At 64.2% G+C, this 25308-nt stretch carries 30 protein-coding genes and 1 riboswitch; of the genes, 13 read left to right on the top strand and 17 right to left on the bottom strand.

Annotated elements, in window-relative coordinates; translation table 11 throughout:
- Positions 1–80 precede the first annotated feature (80 nt).
- Together RQX22_RS11795 and RQX22_RS11790 are read right to left on the bottom strand one after the other, a co-directional pair.
- On the bottom strand, positions 81–566 hold the full coding sequence (locus RQX22_RS11795) for a PAS domain-containing protein (protein ID WP_315726723.1): 486 nt from the start codon (positions 564–566) through the stop codon (positions 81–83).
- A gap of 51 nt (positions 567–617) precedes the next feature.
- On the bottom strand, positions 618–1340 hold the full coding sequence (locus RQX22_RS11790; protein ID WP_315726722.1) for a hypothetical protein: 723 nt from the start codon (positions 1338–1340) through the stop codon (positions 618–620).
- A 130-nt stretch (positions 1341–1470) separates the two neighbouring features.
- Positions 1471–1609: riboswitch (TPP riboswitch) on the top strand.
- A gap of 29 nt (positions 1610–1638) precedes the next feature.
- Here RQX22_RS11790 and thiC point away from each other — a divergent pair.
- Both thiC and RQX22_RS11780 read left to right on the top strand, forming a co-directional pair.
- Complete coding sequence (gene thiC / locus RQX22_RS11785) at positions 1639–3513, top strand: phosphomethylpyrimidine synthase ThiC (RefSeq protein WP_315726721.1); 1875 nt, start codon at positions 1639–1641, stop codon at positions 3511–3513.
- Between the two features lie 33 nt (positions 3514–3546).
- Positions 3547–4656 (top strand): DUF262 domain-containing protein, encoded by a 1110-nt coding sequence (locus RQX22_RS11780; protein ID WP_315726720.1) that lies wholly within the window; start codon positions 3547–3549, stop codon positions 4654–4656.
- Between the two features lie 780 nt (positions 4657–5436).
- Here RQX22_RS11780 and RQX22_RS11775 read toward each other — a convergent pair.
- The 3 genes from RQX22_RS11775 to RQX22_RS11765 form a co-directional block, all read right to left on the bottom strand.
- Complete coding sequence (locus RQX22_RS11775) at positions 5437–6006, bottom strand: hypothetical protein (protein ID WP_315726719.1); 570 nt, start codon at positions 6004–6006, stop codon at positions 5437–5439.
- Between the two features lie 158 nt (positions 6007–6164).
- Entirely contained in the window at positions 6165–6443 is a 279-nt protein-coding gene (locus RQX22_RS11770; RefSeq protein WP_315726718.1) for an alkylphosphonate utilization protein, read from the bottom strand.
- 63 nt (positions 6444–6506) lie between these two features.
- On the bottom strand, positions 6507–7046 hold the full coding sequence (locus tag RQX22_RS11765) for a peroxiredoxin (RefSeq protein ID WP_315726717.1): 540 nt from the start codon (positions 7044–7046) through the stop codon (positions 6507–6509).
- A gap of 162 nt (positions 7047–7208) precedes the next feature.
- Between RQX22_RS11765 and RQX22_RS11760 the strand changes: the two genes are divergently transcribed.
- Both RQX22_RS11760 and RQX22_RS11755 read left to right on the top strand, forming a co-directional pair.
- Entirely contained in the window at positions 7209–7337 is a 129-nt protein-coding gene (locus RQX22_RS11760) for a hypothetical protein (RefSeq protein WP_315726716.1), read from the top strand.
- A gap of 30 nt (positions 7338–7367) precedes the next feature.
- Positions 7368–7829: a hypothetical protein gene (locus RQX22_RS11755; RefSeq protein WP_315726715.1), complete on the top strand. Its 462-nt coding sequence runs from the start codon at positions 7368–7370 to the stop codon at positions 7827–7829.
- 92 nt (positions 7830–7921) lie between these two features.
- On the opposite strand, the gene RQX22_RS11750 is transcribed toward RQX22_RS11755, so the two are convergent.
- Positions 7922–8110 carry a PspC domain-containing protein gene (locus RQX22_RS11750; RefSeq protein WP_315726713.1) on the bottom strand — a complete coding sequence of 63 codons (189 nt, stop codon included), beginning with the start codon at positions 8108–8110 and terminating at the stop codon, positions 7922–7924.
- Positions 8111–8512: 402 nt separating this feature from the next.
- On the opposite strand from RQX22_RS11750, the gene RQX22_RS11745 reads away from it, so the two are divergent.
- The 3 genes from RQX22_RS11745 to RQX22_RS11735 all read left to right on the top strand — a co-directional run bounded on the left by RQX22_RS11745 (position 8513) and on the right by RQX22_RS11735 (position 9709).
- The gene (locus tag RQX22_RS11745) at positions 8513–8809 is read left to right on the top strand and encodes a TFIIB-type zinc ribbon-containing protein (RefSeq protein WP_315726712.1); all 297 of its coding nucleotides are present in this window, start codon (positions 8513–8515) and stop codon (positions 8807–8809) included.
- A gap of 7 nt (positions 8810–8816) precedes the next feature.
- Complete coding sequence (locus RQX22_RS11740) at positions 8817–9260, top strand: DUF488 domain-containing protein (RefSeq protein WP_315726710.1); 444 nt, start codon at positions 8817–8819, stop codon at positions 9258–9260.
- A 182-nt stretch (positions 9261–9442) separates the two neighbouring features.
- The gene (locus tag RQX22_RS11735; protein WP_315726708.1) at positions 9443–9709 is read left to right on the top strand and encodes a DUF488 domain-containing protein; all 267 of its coding nucleotides are present in this window, start codon (positions 9443–9445) and stop codon (positions 9707–9709) included.
- Positions 9710–9894: 185 nt separating this feature from the next.
- On the opposite strand, the gene RQX22_RS11730 is transcribed toward RQX22_RS11735, so the two are convergent.
- The 6 genes from RQX22_RS11730 to RQX22_RS11705 form a co-directional block, all read right to left on the bottom strand.
- On the bottom strand, positions 9895–10644 hold the full coding sequence (locus tag RQX22_RS11730) for a Crp/Fnr family transcriptional regulator (protein ID WP_315726707.1): 750 nt from the start codon (positions 10642–10644) through the stop codon (positions 9895–9897).
- Positions 10634–10990 carry a DUF962 domain-containing protein gene (locus RQX22_RS11725; protein WP_315726705.1) on the bottom strand — a complete coding sequence of 119 codons (357 nt, stop codon included), beginning with the start codon at positions 10988–10990 and terminating at the stop codon, positions 10634–10636. The genes RQX22_RS11730 and RQX22_RS11725 overlap by 11 nt, the downstream gene beginning before the upstream one ends.
- Positions 10983–11408 (bottom strand): hypothetical protein, encoded by a 426-nt coding sequence (locus RQX22_RS11720; protein ID WP_315726703.1) that lies wholly within the window; start codon positions 11406–11408, stop codon positions 10983–10985. Before RQX22_RS11720 ends, RQX22_RS11725 begins: the two co-directional genes overlap by 8 nt.
- Positions 11409–11513: 105 nt before the next feature.
- Entirely contained in the window at positions 11514–12371 is an 858-nt protein-coding gene (locus RQX22_RS11715) for an SDR family oxidoreductase (RefSeq protein WP_315726701.1), read from the bottom strand.
- A 5-nt stretch (positions 12372–12376) separates the two neighbouring features.
- Positions 12377–12568: a hypothetical protein gene (locus tag RQX22_RS11710; RefSeq protein ID WP_315726699.1), complete on the bottom strand. Its 192-nt coding sequence runs from the start codon at positions 12566–12568 to the stop codon at positions 12377–12379.
- 93 nt (positions 12569–12661) lie between these two features.
- Complete coding sequence (locus RQX22_RS11705) at positions 12662–12943, bottom strand: hypothetical protein (protein ID WP_315726698.1); 282 nt, start codon at positions 12941–12943, stop codon at positions 12662–12664.
- Positions 12944–13033: 90 nt separating this feature from the next.
- On the opposite strand from RQX22_RS11705, the gene RQX22_RS11700 reads away from it, so the two are divergent.
- From RQX22_RS11700 to RQX22_RS11685, 4 genes are all read left to right on the top strand, one after another.
- A complete protein-coding gene (locus tag RQX22_RS11700; protein ID WP_315726696.1) occupies positions 13034–14854 on the top strand; it encodes an ABCB family ABC transporter ATP-binding protein/permease in 1821 nt (606 codons plus the stop codon).
- A 61-nt stretch (positions 14855–14915) separates the two neighbouring features.
- Entirely contained in the window at positions 14916–16706 is a 1791-nt protein-coding gene (gene recQ / locus RQX22_RS11695; RefSeq protein ID WP_315726694.1) for a DNA helicase RecQ, read from the top strand.
- Entirely contained in the window at positions 16690–17103 is a 414-nt protein-coding gene (locus RQX22_RS11690) for a protein tyrosine phosphatase family protein (RefSeq protein WP_315726692.1), read from the top strand. Before recQ ends, RQX22_RS11690 begins: the two co-directional genes overlap by 17 nt.
- A 73-nt stretch (positions 17104–17176) precedes the next feature.
- Positions 17177–19348 carry a tetratricopeptide repeat protein gene (locus tag RQX22_RS11685; protein ID WP_315726690.1) on the top strand — a complete coding sequence of 724 codons (2172 nt, stop codon included), beginning with the start codon at positions 17177–17179 and terminating at the stop codon, positions 19346–19348.
- A 54-nt stretch (positions 19349–19402) separates the two neighbouring features.
- On the opposite strand, the gene RQX22_RS11680 is transcribed toward RQX22_RS11685, so the two are convergent.
- The 4 genes from RQX22_RS11680 to RQX22_RS11665 are packed head-to-tail and all read right to left on the bottom strand — an operon-like array spanning position 19403 to position 21806.
- A complete protein-coding gene (locus tag RQX22_RS11680) occupies positions 19403–19600 on the bottom strand; it encodes a putative signal transducing protein (RefSeq protein WP_315726688.1) in 198 nt (65 codons plus the stop codon).
- Positions 19600–20133, bottom strand: coding sequence for a DUF924 family protein (locus RQX22_RS11675; protein WP_315726686.1), 534 nt, complete (start codon positions 20131–20133; stop codon positions 19600–19602). Before RQX22_RS11675 ends, RQX22_RS11680 begins: the two co-directional genes overlap by 1 nt.
- Positions 20133–21572 (bottom strand): metalloprotease TldD, encoded by a 1440-nt coding sequence (gene tldD, locus RQX22_RS11670; RefSeq protein ID WP_315726684.1) that lies wholly within the window; start codon positions 21570–21572, stop codon positions 20133–20135. Before tldD ends, RQX22_RS11675 begins: the two co-directional genes overlap by 1 nt.
- 18 nt (positions 21573–21590) lie before the next feature.
- Positions 21591–21806 (bottom strand): zinc-finger domain-containing protein, encoded by a 216-nt coding sequence (locus RQX22_RS11665; RefSeq protein ID WP_315726682.1) that lies wholly within the window; start codon positions 21804–21806, stop codon positions 21591–21593.
- A 90-nt stretch (positions 21807–21896) separates the two neighbouring features.
- On the opposite strand from RQX22_RS11665, the gene RQX22_RS11660 reads away from it, so the two are divergent.
- Positions 21897–22829 (top strand): ABC transporter ATP-binding protein, encoded by a 933-nt coding sequence (locus RQX22_RS11660; RefSeq protein WP_315726680.1) that lies wholly within the window; start codon positions 21897–21899, stop codon positions 22827–22829.
- A complete protein-coding gene (nadB, locus tag RQX22_RS11655; RefSeq protein ID WP_315726678.1) occupies positions 22822–24453 on the top strand; it encodes an L-aspartate oxidase in 1632 nt (543 codons plus the stop codon). The genes RQX22_RS11660 and nadB overlap by 8 nt, the downstream gene beginning before the upstream one ends.
- On the opposite strand, the gene RQX22_RS11650 is transcribed toward nadB, so the two are convergent.
- A complete protein-coding gene (locus tag RQX22_RS11650; RefSeq protein ID WP_315726676.1) occupies positions 24431–25288 on the bottom strand; it encodes an alpha/beta fold hydrolase in 858 nt (285 codons plus the stop codon). The genes nadB and RQX22_RS11650 overlap by 23 nt on opposite strands.
- Positions 25289–25308 lie beyond the last annotated feature (20 nt).

The raw sequence follows: 25308 nt of genomic DNA, 5'->3' as shown, positions 1-25308 counted from the left end.
TTCCGGTCGAGCGGTTTCGAACGAAGCTGCCCGGCACGATCAGACCGCGATACACCCCGAAGGCGCGAAATGCGGGCGGTTCAGCCCGCGGCCTTCTCGCTCTTCCAGCTTATCCAGCCGCAGACATGGTCGATCCGGGATCCGGACTTGGACAGGGGAACCAGCACGCCGCGGCAGAGCACGCGATAGCCGGCCGGCGTGACGAATTCATAATCCGCGGTGATCGGCGCGCCGCTCGCCACCACTTGCGGGAACTGGCCGGCGAAGCGTGCGAGCAGCGAGTCCGGCGGCACCTGGTCCAACCTGATATCGTCGCCTGAGACATCGGCCTCGTCGCGAAGCACGGGGCCCACATAAGCGAAAGCCGGTTCCGCCTCGTCGGTGAGATCGAGCAGGAAGACATGGCTCGACCTGTCTTCGAAGGCGAGCCAGTCGAAGCCTTCCAACGGGACGAGATCGCGTCCCCCGGCCGCAGCCTGCCAGTGGAGCAGGGCCCGGATGTGAAGACGGCGCTCCTGCTTCTTTCGCGGCAACAGGCTGCTGAAGATCCTGCCAGGATTAAACATGCCGACACCTCGCATATTGGGAAAGGCGGGCGCATGGACCATGCTGCCGCATCATGAATCCCCCGATCCGCTGAAGGACCATCGGCTGGCCCTTTTCTCGATTTCCACCGAACGCACCCGTCCTTCCGGGAGCTTCATCTTCATCGTGCCGCTGAAATTCCTGTTGAGAAGGCGGCTGGCCCTGGCATCGGCCGGGACGACATTGTTGGACGTGCCCTCCCAGCGTTCCACGGCATAGCTGCCCTGGTCGCCGGAACCGAAGCTGATCGTCGCCGGGCACGGCCGCACCGAAGGACAGGCAAGCTCCGTATCGCTGCCGAGCACCCATCCGACATATTGACTGGCCGCCGCTATCGACGGCGCGATGGCGAATTTTTCGGCCTGCTTGCCGGCGCCCCGCACGCGCGCCTGACGGGCCCTGCCGCCCCCGGCGCCCGGCGTCGGCGCATGTTCCTTCAGCGTCGACCAGGCCTGGTCCGCATCGCCGAAGGTTCGCGGCGGCCGATGCTTGGCCGGCGCAGACTGGGTGGCGACCGGTTCGGGCATTTCTTCCTCGGGCGGTGGCGGCGCTTCGAAATCGAGCCGCGTGAAGATCACGCCTCCGGCGACGAGCGCGAGCACGGGAAGCCATTTCCAGGCGCCCAGCGAATCCCTGCGTTCCCGGCCGCGCTGGGCCGCGGCCCGCGCCTCGAACGGAAAGACGGTGTAGCAGTCGCGGCAATAGGTTGCCGTCGGCCCTTCGCGCTTTCCGCAATTTGAACAGACCAGATTCACGTCGCTATCATATCCGTCGCCGGCGGATCCCGCCGATGGCCGGACCTTGCCAGACGGGGATAGAGGGATTTGGTAAACAGGGTGCTAACCGCATTAGCGCTTCCGCCCGGACGCCGAAGCGGCTAACAGGCTTTCATCCCCGGGGGACCGCGGGATCCGGCCGATCATCGGCGGGATTCCAGACGTGCGGTTGAGAGGCGGCAGATCGGCCGCGACCCGTCGAACCTGATCCGGCTGACACCGGCGTAGGGAGGGAGTGCGGGCCACCCGTTCTCCGTCCAGCAAGGAGAATGAAGACATGGCCGACATCGACCCCAGCAATCTCCCCGGCAAGACCGGCAATGCGCCCGGCGTCACCACCGGCCCGATCCGCGGCAGCCGCAAGATCCATGTCGGCGACCTGCGCGTCGCGATGCGGGAGATCGATCTCGAGCCTTCCTCGGGCGAGCCGCCGCTGCGCGTCTATGATTGTTCGGGACCCTATACCGATCCCAATGCGCGGATCGACATTCTGTCCGGCCTGCCCGAGCTGCGCCGCGACTGGATCCGCGGCCGCGGCGATGTGGAAGAGATCGCCCAGCGCGAAGTCCGCCCCGAGGATAATGGCCAGCTCGGCCCCGACCGCTCGGGCGGCGTGCAGCCCTTTCCGAACGTCCGCCGGCAGGTGCTGCGGGCGAAAGCCGGCCAGAATGTCAGCCAGATGCATTATGCCCGGCGCGGCATCATCACCCCGGAAATGGAATATGTGGCGATCCGGGAGAATCTCGGGCGCGACCGGATGGCCGGTCACATCCGCGACGGCCAGGATTTCGGCGCCGCCATTCCCGATCATGTGACCCCGGAATTCGTCCGCGACGAAGTGGCGCGCGGCCGGGCGATCATCCCCAACAATATCAACCACCCGGAATCGGAGCCGATGGCGATCGGCCGCAATTTCCTGGTCAAGATCAACGCCAATATCGGCAATAGCGCGGTGGCGTCCGACGTAGCGGCCGAGGTCGACAAGATGGTCTGGTCGATCCGCTGGGGCGCCGACACCGTCATGGACCTTTCAACCGGCCGCAACATCCACGACACGCGCGAATGGATCATCCGCAATTCGCCGGTGCCGATCGGCACCGTGCCGATCTACCAGGCGCTGGAGAAGGTGGGCGGCGTCGCCGAGGACCTCAGCTGGGAAATCTTCCGCGACACGTTGATCGAGCAGGCCGAGCAAGGCGTCGATTATTTCACCATCCATGCCGGCGTCCGGCTGCCTTACATTCCGATGACCGCGAAGCGGGTCACCGGCATCGTCAGCCGCGGCGGATCGATCATGGCGAAATGGTGCCTCTCCCACCACAAGGAGAGCTTCCTCTACGAACGGTTCGAAGAGATATGCGAGATCATGAAGGCCTATGACATCGCCTTCAGCCTGGGCGACGGCCTGCGCCCCGGCAGCATCGCCGACGCCAATGACGAGGCCCAGTTCGCCGAGCTGGCGACCCTGGGCGAATTGACCCAGATCGCCTGGCAGCATGACGTGCAGGTGATGATCGAAGGCCCCGGCCATGTGCCGATGCACAAGATCAAGGCCAATATGGACAAGCAGCTCGAGGCCTGCGGCGAGGCGCCCTTCTACACTTTGGGCCCGCTCACCACCGACATCGCGCCCGGCTACGACCATATCACCAGCGCGATCGGCGCGGCGATGATCGGCTGGTTCGGCACGGCGATGCTTTGCTACGTCACCCCGAAGGAGCATCTCGGCCTGCCCGACCGCGACGACGTCAAGGTCGGCGTCGTCACCTACAAGCTGGCCGCCCATGCCGCCGATCTGGCCAAGGGGCATCCCGCCGCCAAGATGCGCGACGATGCCCTGTCACGGGCCCGCTTCGAATTCCGCTGGCGCGACCAGTTCAACCTGTCGCTCGATCCCGACACGGCCGAACAATATCACGACCAGACCCTTCCGGCCGAAGGCGCCAAGACCGCGCATTTCTGCTCGATGTGCGGCCCGAAATTCTGCTCGATGAAGATCACCCAGGAAGTGCGCGACTTCGCGGCCAAGCAGAACGCGCCGGTCGACTCCTTCCTTGCCGCCGGCGATGCGGAAAAGGGCATGGCTGACATGAGCGAGAAGTTCAGGGAGAAAGGTGGGGAAATATATTTGCCTCAAAACACCTTGGAGTAATATCAGTCACAAAAGACATGAGAAGGAATCTCCATGACTGCTGCAGCAACAGGTGAGCCAGTAGAGATTGACGAGGAGCTCAAGAGGAGGGAGGACGATCTAGCTGAGACGGATGAGTACGATGAAAGTCCTCCTTCTGATATTGTGGCCTTCAACGAGCTTCGTTCGTGTTCCGACCTCAAGAGACTGCACGACGCCGGCCAACTGCAGATACAACCAGATTTTCAGAGAGAGGTCGTATGGGAAGCCTCGCAACAGACTCGGTTCATAGACTCTCTAGCGAAGCAACTCCCTATCCCAAGCATGTGTATAAGCTTGGATTACAAGACTGATAGCCGACAAGTGGTTGACGGATTACAGAGAATGTCAGCCATCATTAAATTTCTCTCCGACAGGAAGTGGAGACTTTCTGGACTCAAAGACGTTGATCACAGAATAGCCAACAAAACTGTCGAGTATATTGAACAGCATAATCCTGAGATAATAAATCGGGTCGAGAACACTGTTATTCCTGTTACGGTCTTGCGGTGCGATCTATCGAAACGCAGCCATCAAGAATACCTTTTCACGATCTTTCACAGATTGAATACAGGAGGACTCAAACTAAATAATCAAGAGATCAGAAACTGCATTTATAGTGGCCAGTTCAATGATATGCTCAAATCAGTTGTCTGGTCTGAAACATCCATGTCTCTTTTTGGGCTTTCACCGGGACGAAAATATCGCTTTTCTAATGAAGAGCTGTTCTTAAGAATCCTTGCATTTAACGATGGATACGAGAGTTACAAAGGTCCGCTCTCGAAGTTTCTAAATGAGTACATGAGCAAGTTTCGCAGCTCCAGCGACGACTTGATCGCAGATAAGCGTGCAATATTAGAAAGTGCGCTATCGCTCATATACGAAAAAATGCTTGCTGGAGAACCATTCCCAAGACTGTCCAGAGCCACGATAGAAGCCATTTTCATCGGGGTAATTAGAAACATCTCGGTCCTGTCTTCTATGGATCAGAAGGATCTCTATGAAAGATACATTGAGCTGAGATCGAACGACGCGTTTAGCATTGAGGCTCTGAAGGAAGGATTGGCGGCGCCGGATCGGGTGAAGGAGAGACTCAACACAGCAATTGCAATATTTGGCAGGTAGGGCCGGGTGATCCGCTACGCCGCAACCAGGGAGTTCCTTCGGAAGCTTAATACCCTATACGATAATTGTTCTGCGTCGGATGTTAAACTATCAATCGCATACTCCAAGCTTGCCACTCTAGAAGTATGTGGTTGGCTGGAAGAGTCCTTCGACGAAATTGCACATAATTGCGTGCGACATCGATTGAGAACCTTTGAGAGTCGCAAACACTTAATGTCCAAGATTCAAAATACGCATGGTTTTGATTATAATACTCATAGCCGCCCGCTCCTTACACATGCGTTGGGCGTTATGCGGCTACTTGAAATTGAAAAGAAGCTTACAAAAGACGGGTCACTCGATCGTCTTAAAAGCACCACCGGAAGTTTAAAGCCAGTTCGGCGAAACGCAGCTCACACCTCCATCGCTGGAACAACAGAGACCTATCCTGCTCCGTCAATAGCGTTACAGAGCTTTGAAGTCTGCCTACCTATATTGCAAACTTTTTGGACACTTGTGAAGCCGGATAACAGCCTAACAAGTCGTTAGCCCCCCTATGCCGCTGCCGGCCTTCCAATCCTGCACCGCCGCCAGCGTGTCTTCACATGATCTTTCTAGGCGGGGTCGCTGGGGGCGTAGATAATCCGGCCGCTGGGCGCGATCACGAGGTGCTGTTGGTGAGGGTCATGTCCTCCATCAACAAGTTCACAGACCTTGGAAATAGCCGGGGTCGCGATTTGTTCGATGAGGACGGTCGTCCGATCCGGGCAAGCCACATCATTCTAGACTGAGCTGAAGGGTTCAGCGTCCGCCGCGATAGGGATCGTCATCGACGTCGTCCTGCCACCGTCCGTCACCATCGGAATCCCGATCGTCCCAGCTGTCACGGTCATTGTCGTAGCGACTTTCGGCGTCCCAGCGGCCATCCCGATCTGAATCGCGGTCGTCCCAATTGTCGTTGTTTCGATCGTAGAAGTCGCCGTGGCGGTCCTCGGAATCGTAGCGCCCGCTGCCGCCCCGGTCGGCCAGGCGGATTTGCTGGCGAAGCCCGTTCAGGCGTTGCTGCAGCTCCGACCGCTCCCATCCTGACAGACCGTCGCTCCGGTAGCGACGTTCGAGCCCGCTGAGCTGGCGCAGTTGCGCATCGAGTCGCATCGCCTGTTGCCGGCTTATCGTCCGGTTCTGCACCCCGGCCCGGATTCGATCCTGAAGTCGATCGATCCGCATGGAAATATTGCCGTTCGCATAGCCATAGTCGCGGCCCTGATAGCCATCCCGAACTTGGTAATTTCCGTTCGAATATTGCGCGAATGCCGGCGCGCCGACGGCCAGCGCCGAAATGGCGGCCATGCCCAACAGGATCTTTCTCATCGATCTACTCCATCACGCCGAATGCGTGCAGGGATGGAGGCGCCCCTTCGCTTGAGGGATTGCTGAACCGGCCCGACAGCCTAGGTTCACCAGGCGGCACAGCAGCCGGCCCGAGCCGCGCCGACACTGCGACGGCAGATAGATCCGGCATCCGGCTATTATCTTTTTTTGACGAACTCGGTTCGGAGGACCAGGCCCTTGATCGCGTCTGTGCGGCAATCGATTTCGTCGGGATTGTCGGTCAGCCGCACATTCTTCACGACGGTCCCGCGTTTCAGGATCTGCCCGGCGCCCTTCACCTTCAGGTCCTTGATGAGAATGACGCTGTCGCCATTGGCGAGTGGCGTGCCATTGCTGTCCGTGGTGACCGGGGAACCAATCGTCGCCCCGCCATCAGGTTCATCTTCTTCCCACCAATTCCATTCATCCTTGGCCATGGGCCGAATTCACCTCTTCATTGGCCAAGACACCGACGCCGGGACGCCGTCAAAGCGCCCGTATCAGCGATTCTGCCCCGCCTTCCACTTCTGAACCGCCGCCAGCGTGTTCTTCACATGGTCCTTCCAGTCCGGCTCGCTGTGGGCGTAGAGAATCTGGCCGTCGGGGGCGATGACGTAGGAGGTGCGGTTGGTATAGGCCATGCCTTCCTTCAGCAGCACGTCATAAGCCTTGATCATGGCGGGCGTGGCGATGGCGACCGGGAAGGCGTTGCGGCATTCCTCGACCGAGAATTTGGCGAGGGTCGGATAATCGTCGGCCGACAGGCCGATCACGCGCGCGCCGGCCTTCTGAAATTCGGGATTGGCCTCGGAAAAAGCGCGCGTTTCCAGCGTGCAGCCCTGGGTGAAAGCCTTGGGGAAGAAATAGAGGACCACCGGGCCGCGGCGCAATTGTTCCTTGAGATTGAGGCGGAACGGCTTGCCGGCAAGGGCGCCGCGGGTGGTGAAATCCGGCGCCTTCGCGCCTTCGCGCAGGGCGGCCGCGGTGGCGACCGGCGTGAGCGCCACGGCGAAGGCGGCGGCGAGTGCCAGGATGCGCATCACAATCTCCTTCTCGTTCCAATCAAGCTTAGGCCCAAAATGCCGTGTCCACCAGAGGCGCGGTGCCGGATGGAGAATGGAAGTCGCGGCGACCAAGCGAGGCGATGGACCTGGGCGCGCCACGGACTCGCTATTTGTGGGTGCGGACCCTAATTTCAGGACGTGGATGGTCAGGACCAGAATCGCGCGGCCGACGAGGCCCGGCAGGCGAGTTTGATGGCGCGGGCCGCGCTCATCATTGCCTGTATCGCCATTGCGCTGGCGGTCCTCGGCCTGTTTCTGCCAATCTGAACGGAGAGAAAGATGCGGTTTGCCGCCATAATGATTGCCACGGCCCTGCTGACGGCCTGCGGGGAGACGCCGAGCCAGGAAGCCAATCGGGTGGCACCGGTGCAGGAGCCCGAAGCGCCATCCGCGATCGAACCGGCGTCAGAAGGTGAAACGGACCCGGCCACGGAGAATGTTTCGGCCCCTTTGCCCGGAACGATCGAAACGGCGATCCCGGCGGCGTTCGTCGGCACGTTCGATGAAACCATCGAGGCCTGCGGCCGGCCGGGCGTCTACAGGCTGCAGCTCACGCCCAAGGCGCTGCGCTTCCACGAGAGCCTGGGCGTGGTCGCCGAAGTGAAGATCGTGAGCCCCACCAGCATATCGGTGACGGCGGATTATGAAGGCGAGGGGGAGAAGTGGCGGAGCGTGCGCCAGCTGGACCTGACCGACGATGGCGGACAGCTGGTGGTCAGCGGCGACGGCACCAGCTTCACCCGCGTTCGCTGTCCCTGATTCCGGCCCCGTTCCCGAGCGTCCGCGGGCGGGCGGCGAGCAGGCCCTGCAGGCGGCGCATGCATTTGCGATAGAAAGGCAGCGCCATCGGATCAGACCCGGTCCGGCGCGATCAGGCCGGCGACGAGATAGAGGAGGATGGTGACCGGCCCGAGCAGGAACAGGCTCAGCACGGTCAGCACGCGGACGATGGTGACATCGAGGCCGGTGAGACCGGCGAGGCCGGAGCACACACCCATCATCCTGGCATTGGCTTTGTCGAGCATGAAACGACTGGTCATCTTGATATCCTAAAAACTTGCTGATGTTCGGCGCCGGACGCTCAGATGAACGGGGTGACGGCGGCGGAAACAACCAGGGTGCTGGCGAGCAGGGCTGCGACGAGCGAGATTGCGAGCTGCTGGGCATTGATGAGATTGAAGGTCATTGTCTGTCTCCTTGAACAATCCACCGGACCATCCGGCGGCATATCCAGCGGATTGCAGGGTCCGTGCCAAACACAATAAACGGCAGAAAAGCGCGACTTTCTGCAACGGTCGCGCCGCTGGGCACTTTCAGCACTCCGAACAGTCGGTGAAATTTCCCAAATATTGGGAGCCGAGTTTTGGGCAGTGCGCGCACTGCGCCGTTGAAGGCGGAACCCGCCCTTCCTAGGTTGGGAGCACACAATATTGGAGATCCTGATGGCCGAATCCGCCGCGATGCTTTGTCCCGTCTGCCGTGTGCCCCTGACGATGAGCGAGAGGCAGAATATCGAGATCGATTTCTGCCCCCAATGCCGCGGCGTCTGGCTGGATCGCGGCGAGCTCGACAAGATCATCGAGCGCAGCGCGCCCGCGACGCCGGCCGCACCCAGCCGTGCGGCCGAGCCGCAACCCTATCCGCAGGCGCAGCCGAGCTTCGGCGGCGGCTACGGCCACGACCATGGGCGTCCCTACAAGAAGAAGCGCAAGAGCTTCCTTGAAGAATTGTTCGACTGAGCCGGCGATGGCGACACCCCGACCGCTTTCGACGATCGGCTATGAAGGCAAGACGATCGACGAGGTGCTGGACGAGCTCGGCGACGCCAAGGTCACGCTGCTGATAGACGTGCGGGCGGTGGCGGCCTCCCGGCGGCCGGGCTTTTCCAAGACGGCGCTGGCGGGCGCCCTTCGTGCGCGGGGCATTTCCTATCTCCACCTGCGCGCGCTCGGCACCCCGAAGGCGGGGCGCGATGCCGCGCGCAGCGGCCGGATCGCGGAAATGCACGCCATCTATGAAGAGCAGCTGGAGACGCCCGAAGCCGAGCTGGCCCTGGCGCAGGCCCATGAGGCCGCCACGGCCCGGCACGCGGCCCTGCTCTGCTTCGAACGCGACGCCGCCTGCTGCCACCGCGCGATCGTCGCCGACCGGCTGATGGCGATGGGCGAATATCGCCGGCAGGATATCTAATGGTTTGTTATCGCATCGTGAAAAGCTGAAAACCGGTGCCCACTTTTCAGCGCGATGTTTGGACCCCTGGTACCGCATCGTGAAAAGCTGAACACCGGGGCCCACTTTTCAGCACGAGGTTTGGACCCCTGTTACCGCATCGTGATAAGCTGAAAACCGGTGCCCACTTTTCAGCACGATGTTTGGACCCCTNCCACCTGCGCGCGCTCGGCACCCCGAAGGCGGGGCGCGATGCCGCGCGCAGCGGCCGGATCGCGGAAATGCACGCCATCTATGAAGAGCAGCTGGAGACGCCCGAAGCCGAGCTGGCCCTGGCGCAGGCCCATGAGGCCGCCACGGCCCGGCACGCGGCCCTGCTCTGCTTCGAACGCGACGCCGCCTGCTGCCACCGCGCGATCGTCGCCGACCGGCTGATGGCGATGGGCGAATATCGCCGGCAGGATATCTAATGGTTTGTTATCGCATCGTGAAAAGCTGAAAACCGGTGCCCACTTTTCAGCACGATGTTTGGACCCCTGTTACCGCATCGTGAAAAGCTGAAAACCGGTGCCCACTTTTCAGCACGATGCTTTGGACCTTCGTTATCGCATCGCGAAAAGCTGAAAACCGGTACCCACTTTTCAGCACGATGCTTTTAGCGCGGCAGGCGCTCCAGATAGAGGTAAGCGGGGTCGAATTCGGCGACGCGCTGCAGCCTGTCCCAATCGTGGATGGCGACCTGGCCGCCCCTGAAGGTCAGAAGCGCCTCGTCGCGCAGCCTTTTCAGCATCCGGTTAACGTGCACGGAGGTTAGCCCGGTCGCATCGGCGAGGTCGCCCTGGGTGAGGGGGAGGGCGTAACGATTGCCGTCCGTCATGCCGACGATTTCCAGCCGGACGAACATCTCGCAGAGAAGATGGGCGATCCGCCCTACCGCCGAGCGCCGGCCGACCGAAATGATGCGCTCGCGGTGAATGGCGGCGTCGAGCAAGGTCTGGAACCATAGCAGGCGCGTCAGATGCGGATGACGTTCGGTAATCTCGCGGACCCGCTGGTGCGGGACGATCGCGTAGCGGACGGGCGTCATCGCGCCGACATGATGTTCGAGCCGCTTCAGCAGGAAGGAGTGAAGATCGAGAAAGTCCCCCGCGACATGGAGCTCCATGATCTGGCGCTGGCCGTCCGCGAGATCCCGATAGCGGCAGACGAGGCCGTCCAGCAGCAACGTGCATCCGCCGATCATGGCGCCGGCACGGATGATGATCCTGCCGGCGCGCGATTCACGCACCTCGGCGACCGAATCGCGCAGCACATCTTCTTCCCGGGCATCGACGATGTCGCGGGCCCGCATCTTCATCAGCAGCCGGTCGAGACCAGGATCGCCGGCGAGAGCGCTAGTGCCCATCGCTCCGTTCCCCGGCGGCGGCGCGAACGCCGGCCGCGGCAAGCTCGGAACCCAGCCGCCCGGTCAGCCAAAGCCACCACATCCTGAAATCCGCGGCCAGCGACCAGGCCGGATAGGTGAAGGTGGCGGGGCGGTTGCGCTCGACCATGAAATGGCTGGCCCAGGCAAAGCCGTAACCTGCGACCGGGAGCGCGGCGAGCAGCCACCATCGGTTCGTGACGACCGCGGCGATGGCGATGAAGATGACGAGGCCGGTGCCCGTATAATGGAGTGCGCGCGTAGCCGGCCGCGCATGTTCGCGCAGATAATGCGGCCAGAAGTCCGCGAAGCTGCGATATTCACGCATCGGACGCCCTTCGCTTCATTCGCGGCGCGCGGGCTGCCGGCCAATGGCCCGCGACGAGTCCGCCGGCCAGCGGCGCGACCACGGCCGCGATCTGCATCGCTTCGGGATGGGGGATCCAGAAGATGAAAGCGACCGCGCCGATCGCGACCGCAGCGCCGACCAGCCAGGCCGCCCAGCGTGCCTGCGCGATCCGCGCCGCCACCGATCCGCCGGCAAGGGCGCCCAGGAACCAGGCGGCGATGACGAAAAGCTGGGCGCCGATCGGCATCGAATCCGCATGGCGGCCGGCCGCGGCGGGATCGTCGAGGGCTATGTCGGAAGGAAGCGGATAGAGGGCATGGCCGATCGTCTCGACGATCCACACGGTGGCGAAACCGACCAGGATTCCCGCCGCAATCGCGCCAATATATCGCGCCATGGCTCGTCCCCTTCGCGACTCGCTATAGCATGATCCAGCCTGCCGTCCCTAGACCATGAAACGCGGACCATGGCCCAAAGGTTTGAATAGAGCCTGATTCCGGCTCTAGCTGCCGACGATCGTGCCGCCATTGGGGTGAAGGACCTGCCCCGACATGTAGCTCGAATCCTCGCAGGCCAGGAACAGGAAGCTCGGCGCCACCTCGTTCGGCTGGCCGGGACGGCCCATCGGCGTGTCCTTCCCGAAATCCTTCATCTTCTCCGGCGGCTGGCCGCCGAAGGGGTTGAGCGGAGTCCAGATCGGCCCCGGCGCGACCCCGTTCACCCTGATGCCGTCCCCGATCAGATTTTCGGACAGCGAACGGGTGAAGGCCGTGATCGCACCCTTGGTGGAGGAATAATCGAGCAGCAGCTTGGACCCCTGATACATGGTGATGGAGGTGCAATTGACGATCGCTGCGCCGCGCTTCAGATGCGGCCGCGCCGCCTGGGTCAGGAAGAACATGCTGAAGATGTTCGTCTGAAAAGTGCGCTTGAGCTGTTCCTCGGTAATGTCGGTAATGTCCTCGTCAGGATGCTGTTCGCCGGCATTGTTGACGAGGATATCCAGGCCGCCAAGCTTCTCCACCGTTTCGGCGAGCGCTTTTTCGCAGAATTGCCTGTCGCCGAGATCGCCCGCGATCGTGATCGCCCTGCGCCCCTCCGCCTCGACGATCTGCCTGGTCTTGTCCGCATCGTCATGCTCGCACAGATAGAGGATGGCGACATCCGCGCCCTCGCGCGCGTACAGAGCCGCCACCGCCCTGCCGATGCCGCTGTCGGCGCCCGTGATCAGCGCCACCTTGTCCTTCAGCCGGCCCGAGCCGGGATAACGCGGCTCCCAATCCGGCTTCGGCTCCAATTCGCTCTCATGGCCCGGCAGTCCATCTTCGTGGATCATTTCGATCGTTTCGGTGTCGCTCATTTCGATCACTCCTTCGCCGCGATGCCCGCGCCTTCCTCATCGAAAGCTTCCAGAGCGGACGCATCCTGATCGTCATCGTCCTCACGTTCGACGGCCGTCTTCTTGCCGGCCCTGCCGAGCGCATCGGGCGCTTCGTTTTCGCGATCGGCTTCACGTCCGTCCTCGATGCGATCCTTTGGGGGAATTTTCGTGTTCATTTTCGTGCCTCTTCCTGACCGCCCATCGTCGGCCGGTTCAAAAGATAAAAGCGGCAAGGACTTGCGGGTTCCGAAGCAGGGCGGCGGCCCGGTTCAGCGCGCGCTATTATCCGCATATTTCTGGCGGTCGCGGGGCTGCGGATGCGGGAGCTTGACGTCCTGGGCCATCAGCCTCACCGCGGCCTGGTTGCCCGGCTGACACTGCGCCACGACGACCGGATAGGGTATGTCGCCATGCCGGGCGACGGCCGGTCCGGTCGCATCGGTGCAGCTGGCGAGGCTTTCGAATCGGCTTTCGGCGCGGGCGACCTGCTCGCAGGAGGAATCGCCCTCGCCGCAGCCGAGAATTGCGATGACGAAGAAAGCCGGTCCCATGTCTTACAAACATTCGGCGCGGGCAGCCGTTCCAACAGTTTCGCATCCATAACTTGGTGCGGCGACGCCGCGTCCCTAAATGGTGGAGAGATGGCGCCGCCCGATCCTTCCCAGCCCACCGCACCGGTTGCGGGATTCCGGACGCTGCGCCGCTTCCTGCCTTATTTGTGGCCGAAGGACGAACCCAGGCTGAGGGCGAGGGTGGTCGTCGCGCTGGTGCTGGTGCTCGCCGCCAAGGCGCTCACGCTCAGCACCGGATTCGTCTACAAGGCGGCGATCGACCGCATGTCGGCCGGGATGGAGGCGGCGGTAGCGGTGGCCGTCGCGCTGGTGGTCGCCTATGCCGGCGCCCGCTTCGGCGGGGTGCTGTTCGACAATCTCAGGAACGCCATCTTCGAACGGGTCGGGCAGGACGCCGCACGGCGGCTGGCGGAGAATGTTTTCCGCCACATCCACCGACTGTCCTTGCGCTTCCATCTGGAGCGGCGCACCGGCGCGCTCACCAAAATCGTCGAGCGCGGCACCAAGAGCATCGACATGATGCTCTATTTCCTGCTGTTCAACATCGCGCCGACCGTGGTCGAGCTGGCCGTCATCTGCGTCATCTTCGGCCTCAAGTTCGGGATCGGCCTGGTGGTGGCGACGCTCGCCATGGTGGCCGGATATATCCTTTTCACCCGCATCGTCACCGAATGGCGCACCCACCTCCAGCGACGGATGAACGAGGTCGACAATCAGGCGATCGCCCGCGCGGTCGATTCGCTGCTCAATTACGAAACGGTCAAATATTTCACCGCCGAGGAACGGGAGGCGCGGCGCTACGGCCACGCCATGCGCAGCTTCGCCGACGCCGCCGTCAAGAATGAAACCTCGCTGGCCTGGCTCAATATCGGCCAGGCGCTGATCACCAATGCGATGATGGCGGGGGCGATGGGCTATACCGTCTGGGGCTGGAGCCGCGGCATGTTCACGGCCGGCGACGTGGTGCTGGTCAACACCCTGCTTGCCCAGCTCTTCCGCCCGCTCGACATGCTCGGCTGGGTTTATCGCAACGTGCGGCAGGGCCTGATCGACATGGAAGCCATGTTCGGCATCGTCGACACCGAGGCCGAGATCGAGGACATGCAAGGCGCGCCCGATCTGATCGTCACGAACGGGCATGTCCGGCTGCAGGATCTGCGTTTCGGCTATGATGCCGACCGCGAGATATTGAAGGGCATCGACGTCGACGTGCCGCCGGGATCGATGCTGGCCGTGGTCGGCCCTTCCGGCGCGGGCAAATCGACCCTGTCGCGCCTGCTGTTCCGATTCTACGAGCCGACCGGCGGCCGCATCACGATCGACGGGCAGGACATCAACAAGGTGACCCAGAAGAGCCTTCGCGCGGCCATCGGCATCGTTCCCCAGGACAGCGTCCTGTTCAACGACACGATCGGCTATAATATCGGCTATGGCCGCGAAGGCGCCGGCCAGGCGGAGATCGAGGCGGCCGCGAAAGGCGCCGCAATTCACGATTTCATCGCCCAGCTGCCGCATGGCTACGATTCGCAGGTCGGCGAGCGCGGCCTCAAATTGTCGGGCGGCGAGAAACAGCGCGTCGCCATCGCCCGCACGCTTCTGAAGGATCCGCCGATCCTGGTGCTGGACGAGGCCACCAGCGCGCTGGACAGCCGCACCGAGGCGGCCATCCAGGAGACTTTGCGCAACGTCGCCGCCCGCCGCACCAGCATCGTCATCGCCCATCGCCTGTCGACCGTGGTCGATGCGGACCAGATCGTGGTGCTGGACCAGGGGCAGGTGGCCGAGCGCGGCACCCATGCGCAACTGCTCCGCAAGAACGGCATCTATGCCGAAATGTGGACGCGCCAGCAGAGCGAACGCGAAGAAGAGGAAGCCGAAGCGGCCGAATGAGCCGACCGGCCGAATCCCGCTCCCCCTCGACTTGTCCCGCGCGGTGCGGATAGGGAGAGACGTGCAAGACCCTCTCGCGATCCTCCGCAGCACGTTCGGCTTCCAGGACTTTCGCGGCGTCCAGCAGCAGGTGATCGACCGGGTCATGTCCGGGCAGCACAGCCTCACGGTGATGCCGACCGGCGCCGGCAAGTCGCTCTGCTACCAGGTGCCGGCTTTGGCGCGGCCGGGAACGGCGCTGGTGATCTCGCCGCTGATCGCGCTGATGCACGACCAGATCCGCGCCGCTTCGGGCTTCGGCATCCAGGCGGCGGCGCTGACATCCGCCGACGACAATCGCCAGGAAACCCTCGCCCGGCTGAACAGCGGCGCGCTCGACATCCTCTATGCGGCGCCGGAACGGGCGTCGGGCGAAAGCTTCCGCGCCATGATCGGCCGCATCCCGCTGGCGCTGATCGCCATCGACGAGGCGCATTGCGTATCGGAATGGGGCCATGATTTCCGGCCCGATTACCGGCTGCTGCGCCCCTTGCTCGATCATTTCCCCGACGTGCCGCGCCTGGCGCTGACCGCAACCGCCGACCGCGAGACGCGGGCCGACATATTGGTGCAATTGGGCATCCCGCAGGACGGCCTGATCCTCGCCGGCTTCGACCGCCCCAATATCCGCTATCATATCCGCCCGCGCGACGGCGTCGGCGCGCAGCTGAAAACCCTGCTCGGCGGGCAGCCGGGGCCCGGCATCGTCTATGCGCCGAGCCGGGCGGGCACCGAGAAACTGGCGGAGCAGCTTGGCGGCGCCGGCCGCAAGGTGCTGCCTTATCATGCCGGGCTGGAGCCGCAGATCCGATCGCGCAACCAGGCCGCCTTCGTTTCCTCCGAGGATATGGTGATGGCCGCGACCATCGCCTTCGGCATGGGGATCGACAAGCCCGACGTCCGCTTCGTCGCCCATGCCGGACTGCCCAAGTCGATCGAAGCTTTCTACCAGGAGACGGGACGGGCCGGCCGCGACGGCGACCCGGCCGAAGCCTGGCTTTTCTGGGGGGGCGAGGATTTCGCCCGCGCCCGCCGCCGCATCGAGACCGAGGTGGAGGAAAGCCGCCGTCCCGGCGAGCGCCAGCGCCTGAATGCCCTCGCCGCCCTTGTCGAGACAGCGGGCTGCCGGCGCGCCCTGCTGCTCCGCCATTTCGGCGAGACGCCCCCCGAAATATGCGGAAATTGCGACAATTGCCTGGAGCCGCCGACCACGGTCGACGCGACCGAGGCCGCCCGCAAATTGCTGTCGGCGGCATTCCGGACCGAGATGCGGTTCGGGATCGCGCACCTGACCGACGTGCTGGCGGGCCGCGACACCGAGAAGATCCGCAATTTGGGCCACGACCGCCTTTCCGTCTTCGGGATCGCCAGCGAGGAGGAACTGGCGCTGGTAAAGCCCGTGGCACGCGCGCTGCTCGCCCGCGACGCGCTGAGGGCGGACGAATATGGCGGGCTGTCCTTCGGTCCTTCCGCCCGGGCGCTGCTGAAGGGCGAGGACAGGCTGGAGCTGGTCCTGCCGCCCAAGCGGCAGCGCCGGTCGCGCAGGGGCGGCGTCGCCAATCCGGACGGAGATCCCCTGTTCGAGGCCCTGCGCACCCGCCGCCGCGATCTGGCCAAGGAGGCCGGCGTGCCGCCTTATGTGATCTTCCACGATTCCACCTTGCGGGAAATGGCGGCGCTGCGGCCCGCCAGTCTGCGCGCCCTGTCGGAAATCTCCGGCGTCGGCGCCGCCAAGCTCGACCGCTACGGCGCCGCGTTCGTCGACACGATCCTCGGCTTCCGGGAAGGGGAAAATCATGTTCCGCCGGCTTGACGCGCACATGCTCGTATCCGGCCAGCTTCGCCCGGACGACATGGCAGCGGCCAAAGCGCAGGGCGTAGGCATGATCGTCAACAATCGTCCGGACGGCGAGGCGCCGGGCCAGCCTACGGGCGCGGAGATCGAGGCGGCGGCGCGCCGGGCGGGGATCGATTACCGCTTCATCCCGGTGGCCGGCGGCTTGTCCCACGACCAGATCGAGGCGATGGCGAGGGCGCTCGAGGATGCCGAGGGGCAGTTGCTCGCTTATTGCACCTCCGGCACCCGATCGACATTCCTGTGGGCACTCGCGGAGGCACGCCGCGGCGCGCAGGGCGCCGCGCTGGTCGCCAAGGCGGCCGAGGCCGGATATGATCTGTCGCCGATCGCCCATCTTCTTTACCGGGAATGATCTGTCGCACTTCCTGAACGCTTCGCCTTGACCCAAATCGGGTTTATGCTGGGAGCGAAAGGGCCAGGGGGCCATGATTCGCGGTGTTCTGGACGAACTCAAGCAGCGCAGCGTAGTCCGGGTCGCCGGACTCTACGCCGTCGCCGGCTGGGCGGTGTTCCAGGTCGTCAACACGCTCTTTCCCGCCATCAACATGCCGAAATGGACGGTTTCGGCGGCCGCTCTCCTCTTCCTGGCCGGCTTCCCGGTCGCCGTCACGCTGGCCTGGATGTTCGAGGTCACACCGGAGGGAATCCGGCTGGCGCCGCGCGACCGCCGACGGTTCGGATCGGGCCAGTTCGGTTGGATCGACTGGCTGATCGCGACCGTGGTCGTCATCGTCTTCGCCTTCGCCGCCGTCCAGCTGGTCAGCCTGCGCAAGGAGGCGGCGGGATCGCCGCTCTTCGCCTCGACCTCGTCGCGTTCGGTGGCGGTGCTTCCCTTCGCCAGCTTCTCGCAAGTCCAGGCGGACGGCTATTTCGCCGATGGGCTGACCGAGGAACTGATCAACAGCCTCGCCCAGTCGCCCGAGCTCAAGGTCGCGGGCCGGACATCCTCCTTCTACTTCAAGGGGAAGAATGAGGATCTGCGCGACGTCGGCCGTAAGCTGGGCGTCGCCCATGTCGTCGAAGGCAGCGTCCGGCGGGCAGGCGAGAAGCTGCGCGTCACCGCCCAGCTCATCAATGTCGAGGACGGCTTCCACCTGTGGTCCGCGACCTACGACCGCACCGTCGACGACGCGCTCGCCATCCAGACCGAGGTCGCCGAAACCGTCGCCGGGAAATTGAAGGCGCATCTCGTCGGCGATGAGGAGCAGGCGGTCCGGGATCCGGACGATTACCGCCTGGCGCTGATCGCGAAAGCGCGCCTGCGCACGCAGGATCTGGAGGATCTGCAGGCGGCGCGCGCGGTCTTCGATCAGCTGCGGCAGCGGGACGCAAAGAATGCCCAGGCCCATGCAGGCTATGCGCAGGCGACGATCCTGCTCGCCCAGAATTATCTCGCCCTGCCCTTCAACCCGGCGCTGAAGGGTGCGGAAGAAGCGATCGAGGCGGCCCTGCAGGCCGATCCGGACTCCGCGGACGCGTGGCTCGCCAGGGGCATTGTCGAACGCGTGCTCGGCATCCGCACCGGGGAGGGCAGCCATCATGCCCAGGCGCTCGCCGCCTTCCGCAAGGCGCATGAAGTCAATCCCAGCGATCCGGAGACGATGACCCTGTTTTCCAAGCAGCTCGTCACCGAAGGCCGATATGACCAGGCGGTGACCCTGCTGCGCCAGGCGCTTGCCACCGACCCGCTGTCGCGGACGACGCAGGAGGTGCTCGCCGGCGCGCTCGGCGCGCTGGGCAGGTTCGACGAAGCGCGCCGCACGTTCGAGACCCTGCTGTCCCTTCATCCCGATTATACGGCCGCAGCGAGCGCCTTTGCCGAGATGCTGATGTTCCGGCAGGGCCGGCTCGACGAAGCGGCCCGCCTGCTCGACAATCCGCGCTACACCGCCACCGACCCGCTCAACGCCATCCTTCTGGCCGCGGCCAAGGCCAATCTGGGCATCGAAGGGGGGCCGGAGGATGCGATTGCGCGAATCGGCAAGGATTCGCCGGCCTGGCCGATCGGGGAGGCGGTTCTGCTTCAACTCGCCGGGCGCCGCGGTGATCTGCTGACGCTGGCGGCGGTCACGGCGAAGGAGACCGGAGATCCGATCTGGGGTTCGCTCCAGATCGTCGAAAGTCTGCTGATGCAGGAATATCATACCGCGCGCGCTCTGCTGCCCGCCAATTTCACCGGCGTGCTGAAGACGCCGCCGGAGCTGGCGGGCTATCGGGAAACCGACATCATCGTCTCGGCCGCCGTGCTCCAGCAGACGCGCGCGCCCGAGCAAGGCCGACAGGTGCTCGAGCTGCTCTTGAAGAGGATGGACGCCAATCCCCTGCCGACCGCCGAAACCCTGTCGTTCAAGGGGATGGCCCATGCCGCACTGGGCGACAAGGAGCGGGCGATCGACGCCTTCGCGCAAGCCTATCGTGCGGGCTGGCGGATGCTGATCGACTTCGAATATTTCATTCCGGTCCGCGATTATCCGTTCATGGCGGAGGTGGTTCGCGATCCGCGCTTCCAGAAGATCGCAGCAGCCATCGAGGCGGACAATCGGCGCATGCGGAGCCAATATCTGCGGGCGCGCGGCGAAAAAATCGCGTTGCGGTAGCCTCTCGATCGCTCGCCATGGCCTGCGACGACAGATATTCCGAGACTTCGACGCTCAATCGATCAGGAGGCCCGCGGCCTCGTCGCGATCCTCGTCGTCGACCATGAGCCGGATCGGAATGAGGATGCCCATTCCGTCCCAGCTCATTTCCATGTCGAAGATGAAGCTCTCAATGCCTTCGGACGCGAGGCGCGACCGGGCGAGGCCGGCTTCGAAACTGTTGTAGAAGCGGGCGAGCTCGACGAGCGCCATCACCAGGGAAAGACGTCGCCCGCTTCGACTTCGGCCGGGCGCGGCGCGCGGCCGAGCACTTCGTTGCGGTGCGGAAAGCGGGCGAAGCGCGCGATGACGTCATGGTGCAGTTTCGCGTAGCGGAGCTGTTCGGCATCGCCCAGGGCGGTGAACAAAGCGACCGACCTTTTCTGATCCTCCAGATCCTCGCTGTGCTGGAAGGGCATCAGCATGAATCCGCGCCGCGGCGGCTGCAGGCGTTCGTCATAGTCGCGCTCGATCGCGCCCTTGGCGATCGCCAAGGCAAGCGGATCGGTCGAAAACTGGTCGGCATGGCCGCGGAACATGTTCCGAGGGAATTGGTCGAACAGGATGATCGCGGCGAGCGCATGTTCGGCATTGTCCAGGAAGGCCGCAGGCGGCAACGGCCGTTGCTCCTTCCACAATTCCAGGAAATCCTCCTCGATCCGGGCGTCGAGCACGGGATCGGGCTTCCACCATTGTTCCGGTTCGAGCCCGAACCAGAAGTCCAGCACCTCTTGCTGCCAGGACATCAGGCGGCCGTGCCGCCGACGGTGAGGCCCTCGATCAGCAAAGTCGGCTGGCCGACGCCGGCCGGAACCGACTGGCCGCCCTTGCCGCAAATGCCGATGCCTTCGTCCAGCGCCATATCGTTGCCGATCGCCGCCACCTTGGTCAGCACGGTCGGGCCGTCGCCGATCAGGGTCGCGCCCTTGATCGGGGCACCGAGCCGCCCATTCTCGATCTTATAGGCTTCGGTGCAGGAGAAAACGAACTTGCCGCTGGTGATATCGACCTGGCCGCCGCCGAAGCTCTTGGCATAGATGCCGTTCTTCGCGCGCGCCAGAATCTCACCGGGATCGTCCCTGCCGCCGAGCATGAACGTATTGGTCATGCGCGGCATCGGCGCATGAGCGAAGCTTTCGCGGCGGCCATTGCCGGTGGCGGCGACGCCCATCAGGCGCGCGTTCAGCCGGTCCTGCAAATAGCCCTTGAGGATGCCGTCCTCGATCAAGGTCGTGCACTGGGTGGGCGTTCCCTCGTCGTCGATCGAGAGCGATCCCCGCCGCTCGCCGATCGCGCCGTCGTCCACCACTGTCACCCCGGGGGCAGCGACCCGCTCGCCGATCCGCCCCGAAAAGGCCGAACTGCCCTTGCGGTTGAAATCGCCCTCCAGCCCGTGGCCGATCGCCTCGTGCAGCAGGACGCCCGGCCAGCCGGGCCCGAGCACGACCGTCATTTCGCCGGCCGGCGCCGCGACCGATTCCAGATTCACCAGCGCCTGGGCCAGCGCCATATCGATCGCCCGGTTCCAGGTCGCCGGCTCGAACAGGCTGTCATAGAGGTTGCGGCCGCCCAGGCCGTGATAGCCGGTTTCGCGCCGGCCATTCTGCTCGACGACGATCTGCACATTGAGCCGGACCAGCGGCCTGACGTCATGCGCGACGAAGCCGTCAGCCCGGACGATGTCGATCACGCTCCACGATCCCGCCAGCGACACGGAGACCTGGACGACGCGCGGGTCGCGCGCGCGGGCGGCGGCGTCCACCTCCTGGCACAGGGCGACCTTGCGCGCGAACGGGATCAGGCTGAGCGGATCGGCATCGGTATAGAGCGTGGCGTTGGTACGGCGCGGCGGCGGCGCCATCGCCGTCTTGCTCGGATCGAGCACCGCCATCGTTTCGGCGGCGCGCCGGATCGCGGCTTCCGACAATTCATTGGCGTGGGCGAAGGCCGTCGTCTCGCCGGAAACGCCGCGCAGGCCGAAGCCGGCCTGGGTGTTGAAATCCGCGGTCTTGAGCCGGCCATCGTCGAAGCCGAAGCTCTCCGAAGCCGTATATTGCAGATAGAGCTCGCCATCGTCGCAGCCCTTGAGGGCATCGGCGGTCAGGCGGAGCGCGGCTTCGGGGGAGAGTCCGTCATCGCGGTAGAGGAAGCGGCGGGGGTCGGCGGTGCTGGCGGTGCTGATCATGTCACCGATATAGGAGAATCAGGCGACAGATACACCCTCGTCCAGATTCCGATCGGCCGGCCCACCCTTCAGGATGAAGCGCTTGTCGCAATAGCCGCAATCCACGAACCCCTTTTCGTCGATCTGCATATAGACGCGCGGGTGACCGAGCGCCGGATGGGTCGCGCTGGCGCCGTCGCAGGCGATGCGGGGCGATTCGACATAAGCGATTTCGGGCACGAACGGGTCTTGCATGGCAGCCCCTTAGCAATCGCGATCCGGGCAGACAATCGGCGCGACACCCTCCTTGTTGCGGGAAAAGCTCCCTGATCCTAAGGCCGCAGCATGACCTCGCCGCCAGCGATTGCGATCGATACACTCGAAAAGACCTATGCCGGCGGCAAAAGGGCGCTGGACGGCGTCAGCATCGACATTCCGCGCGGCCAGATATTCGGCCTGCTCGGCCCCAACGGGGCGGGCAAATCGACCCTGATCAATATCCTCGCTGGGCTGGTCAACAAGAGCGGCGGCAGGGTCAATATCTGGGGTTTCGACCTCGACGAGCGTCCTCGCAACGCCAAGGTCTCGATCGGCATCGTCCCCCAGGAAATATTGTTCGATCCGTTCTTCACGCCCGCAGAGACGCTGGAGCTGCAGGCTGGCCTCTACGGCGTTCCCAAGTCCCGCCGGCGCACCATGGAATTGCTCCGGGCGATGCGACTGGAGGACAAGGCCAATGCCTATTCGCGGACGCTGTCGGGCGGAATGAAAAGGCGGCTGCTGGTGGCCAAGGCAATGGTTCATTCGCCGCCCATCCTGGTCCTCGACGAGCCGACCGCCGGCGTCGATATCGAGCTCCGCCAGCAGCTTTGGCACTATGTCCGCAGCCTCAACAAGGAGGGTGTGACGATCGTCCTCACCACCCATTATCTAGAGGAAGCGGAGAATCTGTGCGACCGCATCGCCATCATCAATCACGGCCGGGTGATCGCCAATGAGACGACCCGTACCCTGGTCGGCATGGCCCAGGAGAAAGTGGTCGAAGTGACCGTCGACCGCGACATCGTCCAGCCGCCCGATGCGTCCTGCTTCGACAAGATCGAGATCATCGCCGACCGCACGCTCGCCATCACCTACCGCAAGGACCGGGTGAATGCCGGTGACGTGCTGGCGGCATTGCAGAAGGACGGTCTGGGGATCGTCGACGTCTCGACTCGCGAAGCCGATCTGGAGGATGTGTTCCTGAACCTGACGCGCACTGCCGACGCCCATGGCTAAAAGCCCGCAGCAGGATTTCGACGTGATCATCCTCGGCTCCGGCGCCGCCGGGCTCAGCGCGGCCCTGGCGCTTGCGCCGGACCGCCGGGTGGCGGTGCTCGCCAAGGGTGGAATCTCTTCGGGCTCGACCGCCTGGGCGCAAGGCGGCATCGCCGCCGTGCTGGAGCCAGGCGACACGTTCGAGAGCCATATCGAGGACACGATCGTCGCCGGCGCCGGCCTCAACAACCGCGCCACCGTCGAATTCGTCGTCGAAAATGCGCCGGCAGCGATCGAGCGGCTGGCGGCGCTCGGCGTCCCGTTCAGCCCCGGCGAAACCGAACGGTGGCACCTCACCCGCGAGGGCGGCCACAGCCATCGCCGCATCGTCCATGTCGACGACGCAACTGGCTGGGCGGTGCAGCAGGCGCTGGAAAAAGCAGCCCATGACCATCCGAACATCAGCCTGATCCCCGACATGACCGCGATCGACCTGGTCACGGATCGCCATGCGGAGGGCCAAAGCGGCCCGCAACGGGTCTGGGGCGCCTATGCGGTGGATGCGCAAAGCGGCCACGTCTCGCTCTTCACCGGCCGCGCCACCATCCTCGCGACCGGCGGCGCCAGTCGCGCATGGGTCTATTCCACCAACCCGCGCGGCAGCACCGGGGACGGTATCGCCATGGCCTGGCGGGCCGGATGCCGCGTGTCGAACATGGAATTCAATCAATTCCATCCGACCTGCCTCTACAATCACGAGGTCAAGAATTTCCTGATCACCGAGGCCGTTCGCGGCGAGGGTGGCAAGCTCCGGATCCCGACCACCGGCCGCCGCTTCATGCCGCGCTTCGATCCGCGCGAGGAGCTGGCGCCCCGCGACATCGTCGCCCGCGCCATCGACCATGAGCTGAAACGGCTCGGGCTCGATTATGTGCATCTCGACATCAGCCACCGCGATCCCGAATTCATCCTCGCCCATTTCCCCAACATCGCGGAGCGGCTGGCCCGTCCGGACGTCGGCATCGACATCACCAGGGATCCGATCCCGGTCGTCCCCGCCGCCCATTATACCTGCGGCGGGGTGGTCGTGGACCTGGACGGCCGGACGGACCTCGACGGTCTCTACGCGGCCGGCGAGGTCACCCAGTCGGGGCTGCACGGGGCCAATCGCCTCGCCTCCAATTCAGTGCTCGAATGCCTGGTGTTCGGGCTGGCCGCGGCCAGGCACATCGATGCCGGTTGGCGCGATCTGCCTCCGCCCCCGGCAATCCGGCCCTGGGACGAAAGCCGGGTCACCCACAGCGACGAGGAAGTCGTCGTCCACCACAATTGGCGCGAGATCCGCCGCTTCATGTGGGACTATGTCGGCATCGTCCGCACCACCAAGAGGCTCGAGCGCGCGCTGAACCGGGTGAACCTGCTCCGCCAGGAGACGGAGGAATATTACGGCAATTTCCGCGTCACGCCGGACCTGGTCGAACTTCGCAACCTCGTCGAGGTATCGAGCCTGATCGTGCGCTCGGCGCTCGCCCGCAAGGAGAGCCGAGGACTGCATTACACGCTCGATTATCCCGACCTGCTGCCGGAAGCAGTCGACACGATTCTGGTGCCTCGAATAGAGCCTAGGAACCAAGGAAAGCCTTGAGCAATTCCCGAAACCGGCCCGGCTGATCGTACATGATCATGTGGCCGCTCCGATCGACGCGGCGCAGCCGCGTCCCGGGCCGGGCGGCATAAGCGGCGGCATAGCTCCGGTCGATGCCGGCGCGGCGGCTGATGTCCGGCACCGCATAGACGATGGTGAGCGGCGCGGCGATGTTCGGGAGTTCGGCCGTCAAGTCGGTGACGGCGAGTTCATGGGCGGCACGGGCGACCACGCCGGGATCGCTGCGGCCGTCGGCCGATGCGTCATTCCCGAACATGCCCATCAGCGACGTGACCAGCTGCCGGCCGCCCGGGCTGTCGCCGAGGTCGCGAAACAGACCGGCAAAGCCGCGCAGGCCGGCCGAAGAGGTGCCGAGCATGCCGGCCGGTTGCGGTAGCATGTCCACGACCATCGCCTTGCCCACCAGCGACGGGTGACGGGCGGCAACCATCATCGCAATCGTCCCGCCCATCGAATGGCCGACCAGGGCCGGAAGGTTGAGACGCATCGTCGAAATGTAGCGGGCGACTTCCGCCGCCACCGGCGCCACCACTTGCCCCTTGGCGTTGCCGGCCGGCGGCGTGCCGGCAAATCCGGCGACCTGGACCAGATGATAGCGGTAGCCGGGAAGAGCCGCGACCGTTCCGTCCCAGACGGCGCGCGAGGCTGTGAGCCCCGGGATGAGGATGACGTCGGGACCGGTGCCGCGGACGACCACCGAAATCCGCGTCGAATGGAAAGGCCGCGCGGCCGCGGCCCGGGCGAGATGCACCGGACCAGGGAGGGCGACCGCCGCCAGGACCAGGACCGAAAGCAGGAAATCGCGACGTTTCATCGGAGCGAACCTGGCATAGG

The organism is Sphingosinicella rhizophila, from assembly GCF_032378825.1.
GTDB lineage: Bacteria > Pseudomonadota > Alphaproteobacteria > Sphingomonadales > Sphingomonadaceae > Allosphingosinicella > Allosphingosinicella rhizophila.
Note: the sequence above shows the minus strand (reverse complement) of the source record. Positions and strands in the feature narration are given on the sequence as shown.

Coding starts and splice junctions, on each gene's coding strand:
- nadB (WP_315726678.1), top strand. CDS start 22,822: ATGGCTAAAAGCCCGCAGCAGGATTTCGACGTGATCATCCTCGGCTCC.
- RQX22_RS11685 (WP_315726690.1), top strand. CDS start 17,177: ATGATTCGCGGTGTTCTGGACGAACTCAAGCAGCGCAGCGTAGTCCGG.
- RQX22_RS11700 (WP_315726696.1), top strand. CDS start 13,034: ATGGCGCCGCCCGATCCTTCCCAGCCCACCGCACCGGTTGCGGGATTC.
- RQX22_RS11770 (WP_315726718.1), bottom strand. CDS start 6,443: ATGGCCAAGGATGAATGGAATTGGTGGGAAGAAGATGAACCTGATGGC.
- RQX22_RS11795 (WP_315726723.1), bottom strand. CDS start 566: ATGTTTAATCCTGGCAGGATCTTCAGCAGCCTGTTGCCGCGAAAGAAG.
- RQX22_RS11690 (WP_315726692.1), top strand. CDS start 16,690: ATGTTCCGCCGGCTTGACGCGCACATGCTCGTATCCGGCCAGCTTCGC.
- tldD (WP_315726684.1), bottom strand. CDS start 21,572: ATGATCAGCACCGCCAGCACCGCCGACCCCCGCCGCTTCCTCTACCGC.
- RQX22_RS11740 (WP_315726710.1), top strand. CDS start 8,817: ATGGCGACACCCCGACCGCTTTCGACGATCGGCTATGAAGGCAAGACG.
- RQX22_RS11665 (WP_315726682.1), bottom strand. CDS start 21,806: ATGCAAGACCCGTTCGTGCCCGAAATCGCTTATGTCGAATCGCCCCGC.
- RQX22_RS11750 (WP_315726713.1), bottom strand. CDS start 8,110: ATGACCAGTCGTTTCATGCTCGACAAAGCCAATGCCAGGATGATGGGT.
- RQX22_RS11660 (WP_315726680.1), top strand. CDS start 21,897: ATGACCTCGCCGCCAGCGATTGCGATCGATACACTCGAAAAGACCTAT.
- thiC (WP_315726721.1), top strand. CDS start 1,639: ATGGCCGACATCGACCCCAGCAATCTCCCCGGCAAGACCGGCAATGCG.
- RQX22_RS11720 (WP_315726703.1), bottom strand. CDS start 11,408: ATGGCGCGATATATTGGCGCGATTGCGGCGGGAATCCTGGTCGGTTTC.
- RQX22_RS11675 (WP_315726686.1), bottom strand. CDS start 20,133: ATGTCCTGGCAGCAAGAGGTGCTGGACTTCTGGTTCGGGCTCGAACCG.
- RQX22_RS11650 (WP_315726676.1), bottom strand. CDS start 25,288: ATGAAACGTCGCGATTTCCTGCTTTCGGTCCTGGTCCTGGCGGCGGTC.
- RQX22_RS11745 (WP_315726712.1), top strand. CDS start 8,513: ATGGCCGAATCCGCCGCGATGCTTTGTCCCGTCTGCCGTGTGCCCCTG.
- RQX22_RS11730 (WP_315726707.1), bottom strand. CDS start 10,644: ATGGGCACTAGCGCTCTCGCCGGCGATCCTGGTCTCGACCGGCTGCTG.
- RQX22_RS11765 (WP_315726717.1), bottom strand. CDS start 7,046: ATGCGCATCCTGGCACTCGCCGCCGCCTTCGCCGTGGCGCTCACGCCG.
- RQX22_RS11705 (WP_315726698.1), bottom strand. CDS start 12,943: ATGGGACCGGCTTTCTTCGTCATCGCAATTCTCGGCTGCGGCGAGGGC.
- RQX22_RS11710 (WP_315726699.1), bottom strand. CDS start 12,568: ATGAACACGAAAATTCCCCCAAAGGATCGCATCGAGGACGGACGTGAA.
- RQX22_RS11715 (WP_315726701.1), bottom strand. CDS start 12,371: ATGAGCGACACCGAAACGATCGAAATGATCCACGAAGATGGACTGCCG.
- RQX22_RS11680 (WP_315726688.1), bottom strand. CDS start 19,600: ATGGCGCTCGTCGAGCTCGCCCGCTTCTACAACAGTTTCGAAGCCGGC.
- RQX22_RS11755 (WP_315726715.1), top strand. CDS start 7,368: ATGATTGCCACGGCCCTGCTGACGGCCTGCGGGGAGACGCCGAGCCAG.
- RQX22_RS11780 (WP_315726720.1), top strand. CDS start 3,547: ATGACTGCTGCAGCAACAGGTGAGCCAGTAGAGATTGACGAGGAGCTC.
- RQX22_RS11775 (WP_315726719.1), bottom strand. CDS start 6,006: ATGAGAAAGATCCTGTTGGGCATGGCCGCCATTTCGGCGCTGGCCGTC.
- RQX22_RS11725 (WP_315726705.1), bottom strand. CDS start 10,990: ATGCGTGAATATCGCAGCTTCGCGGACTTCTGGCCGCATTATCTGCGC.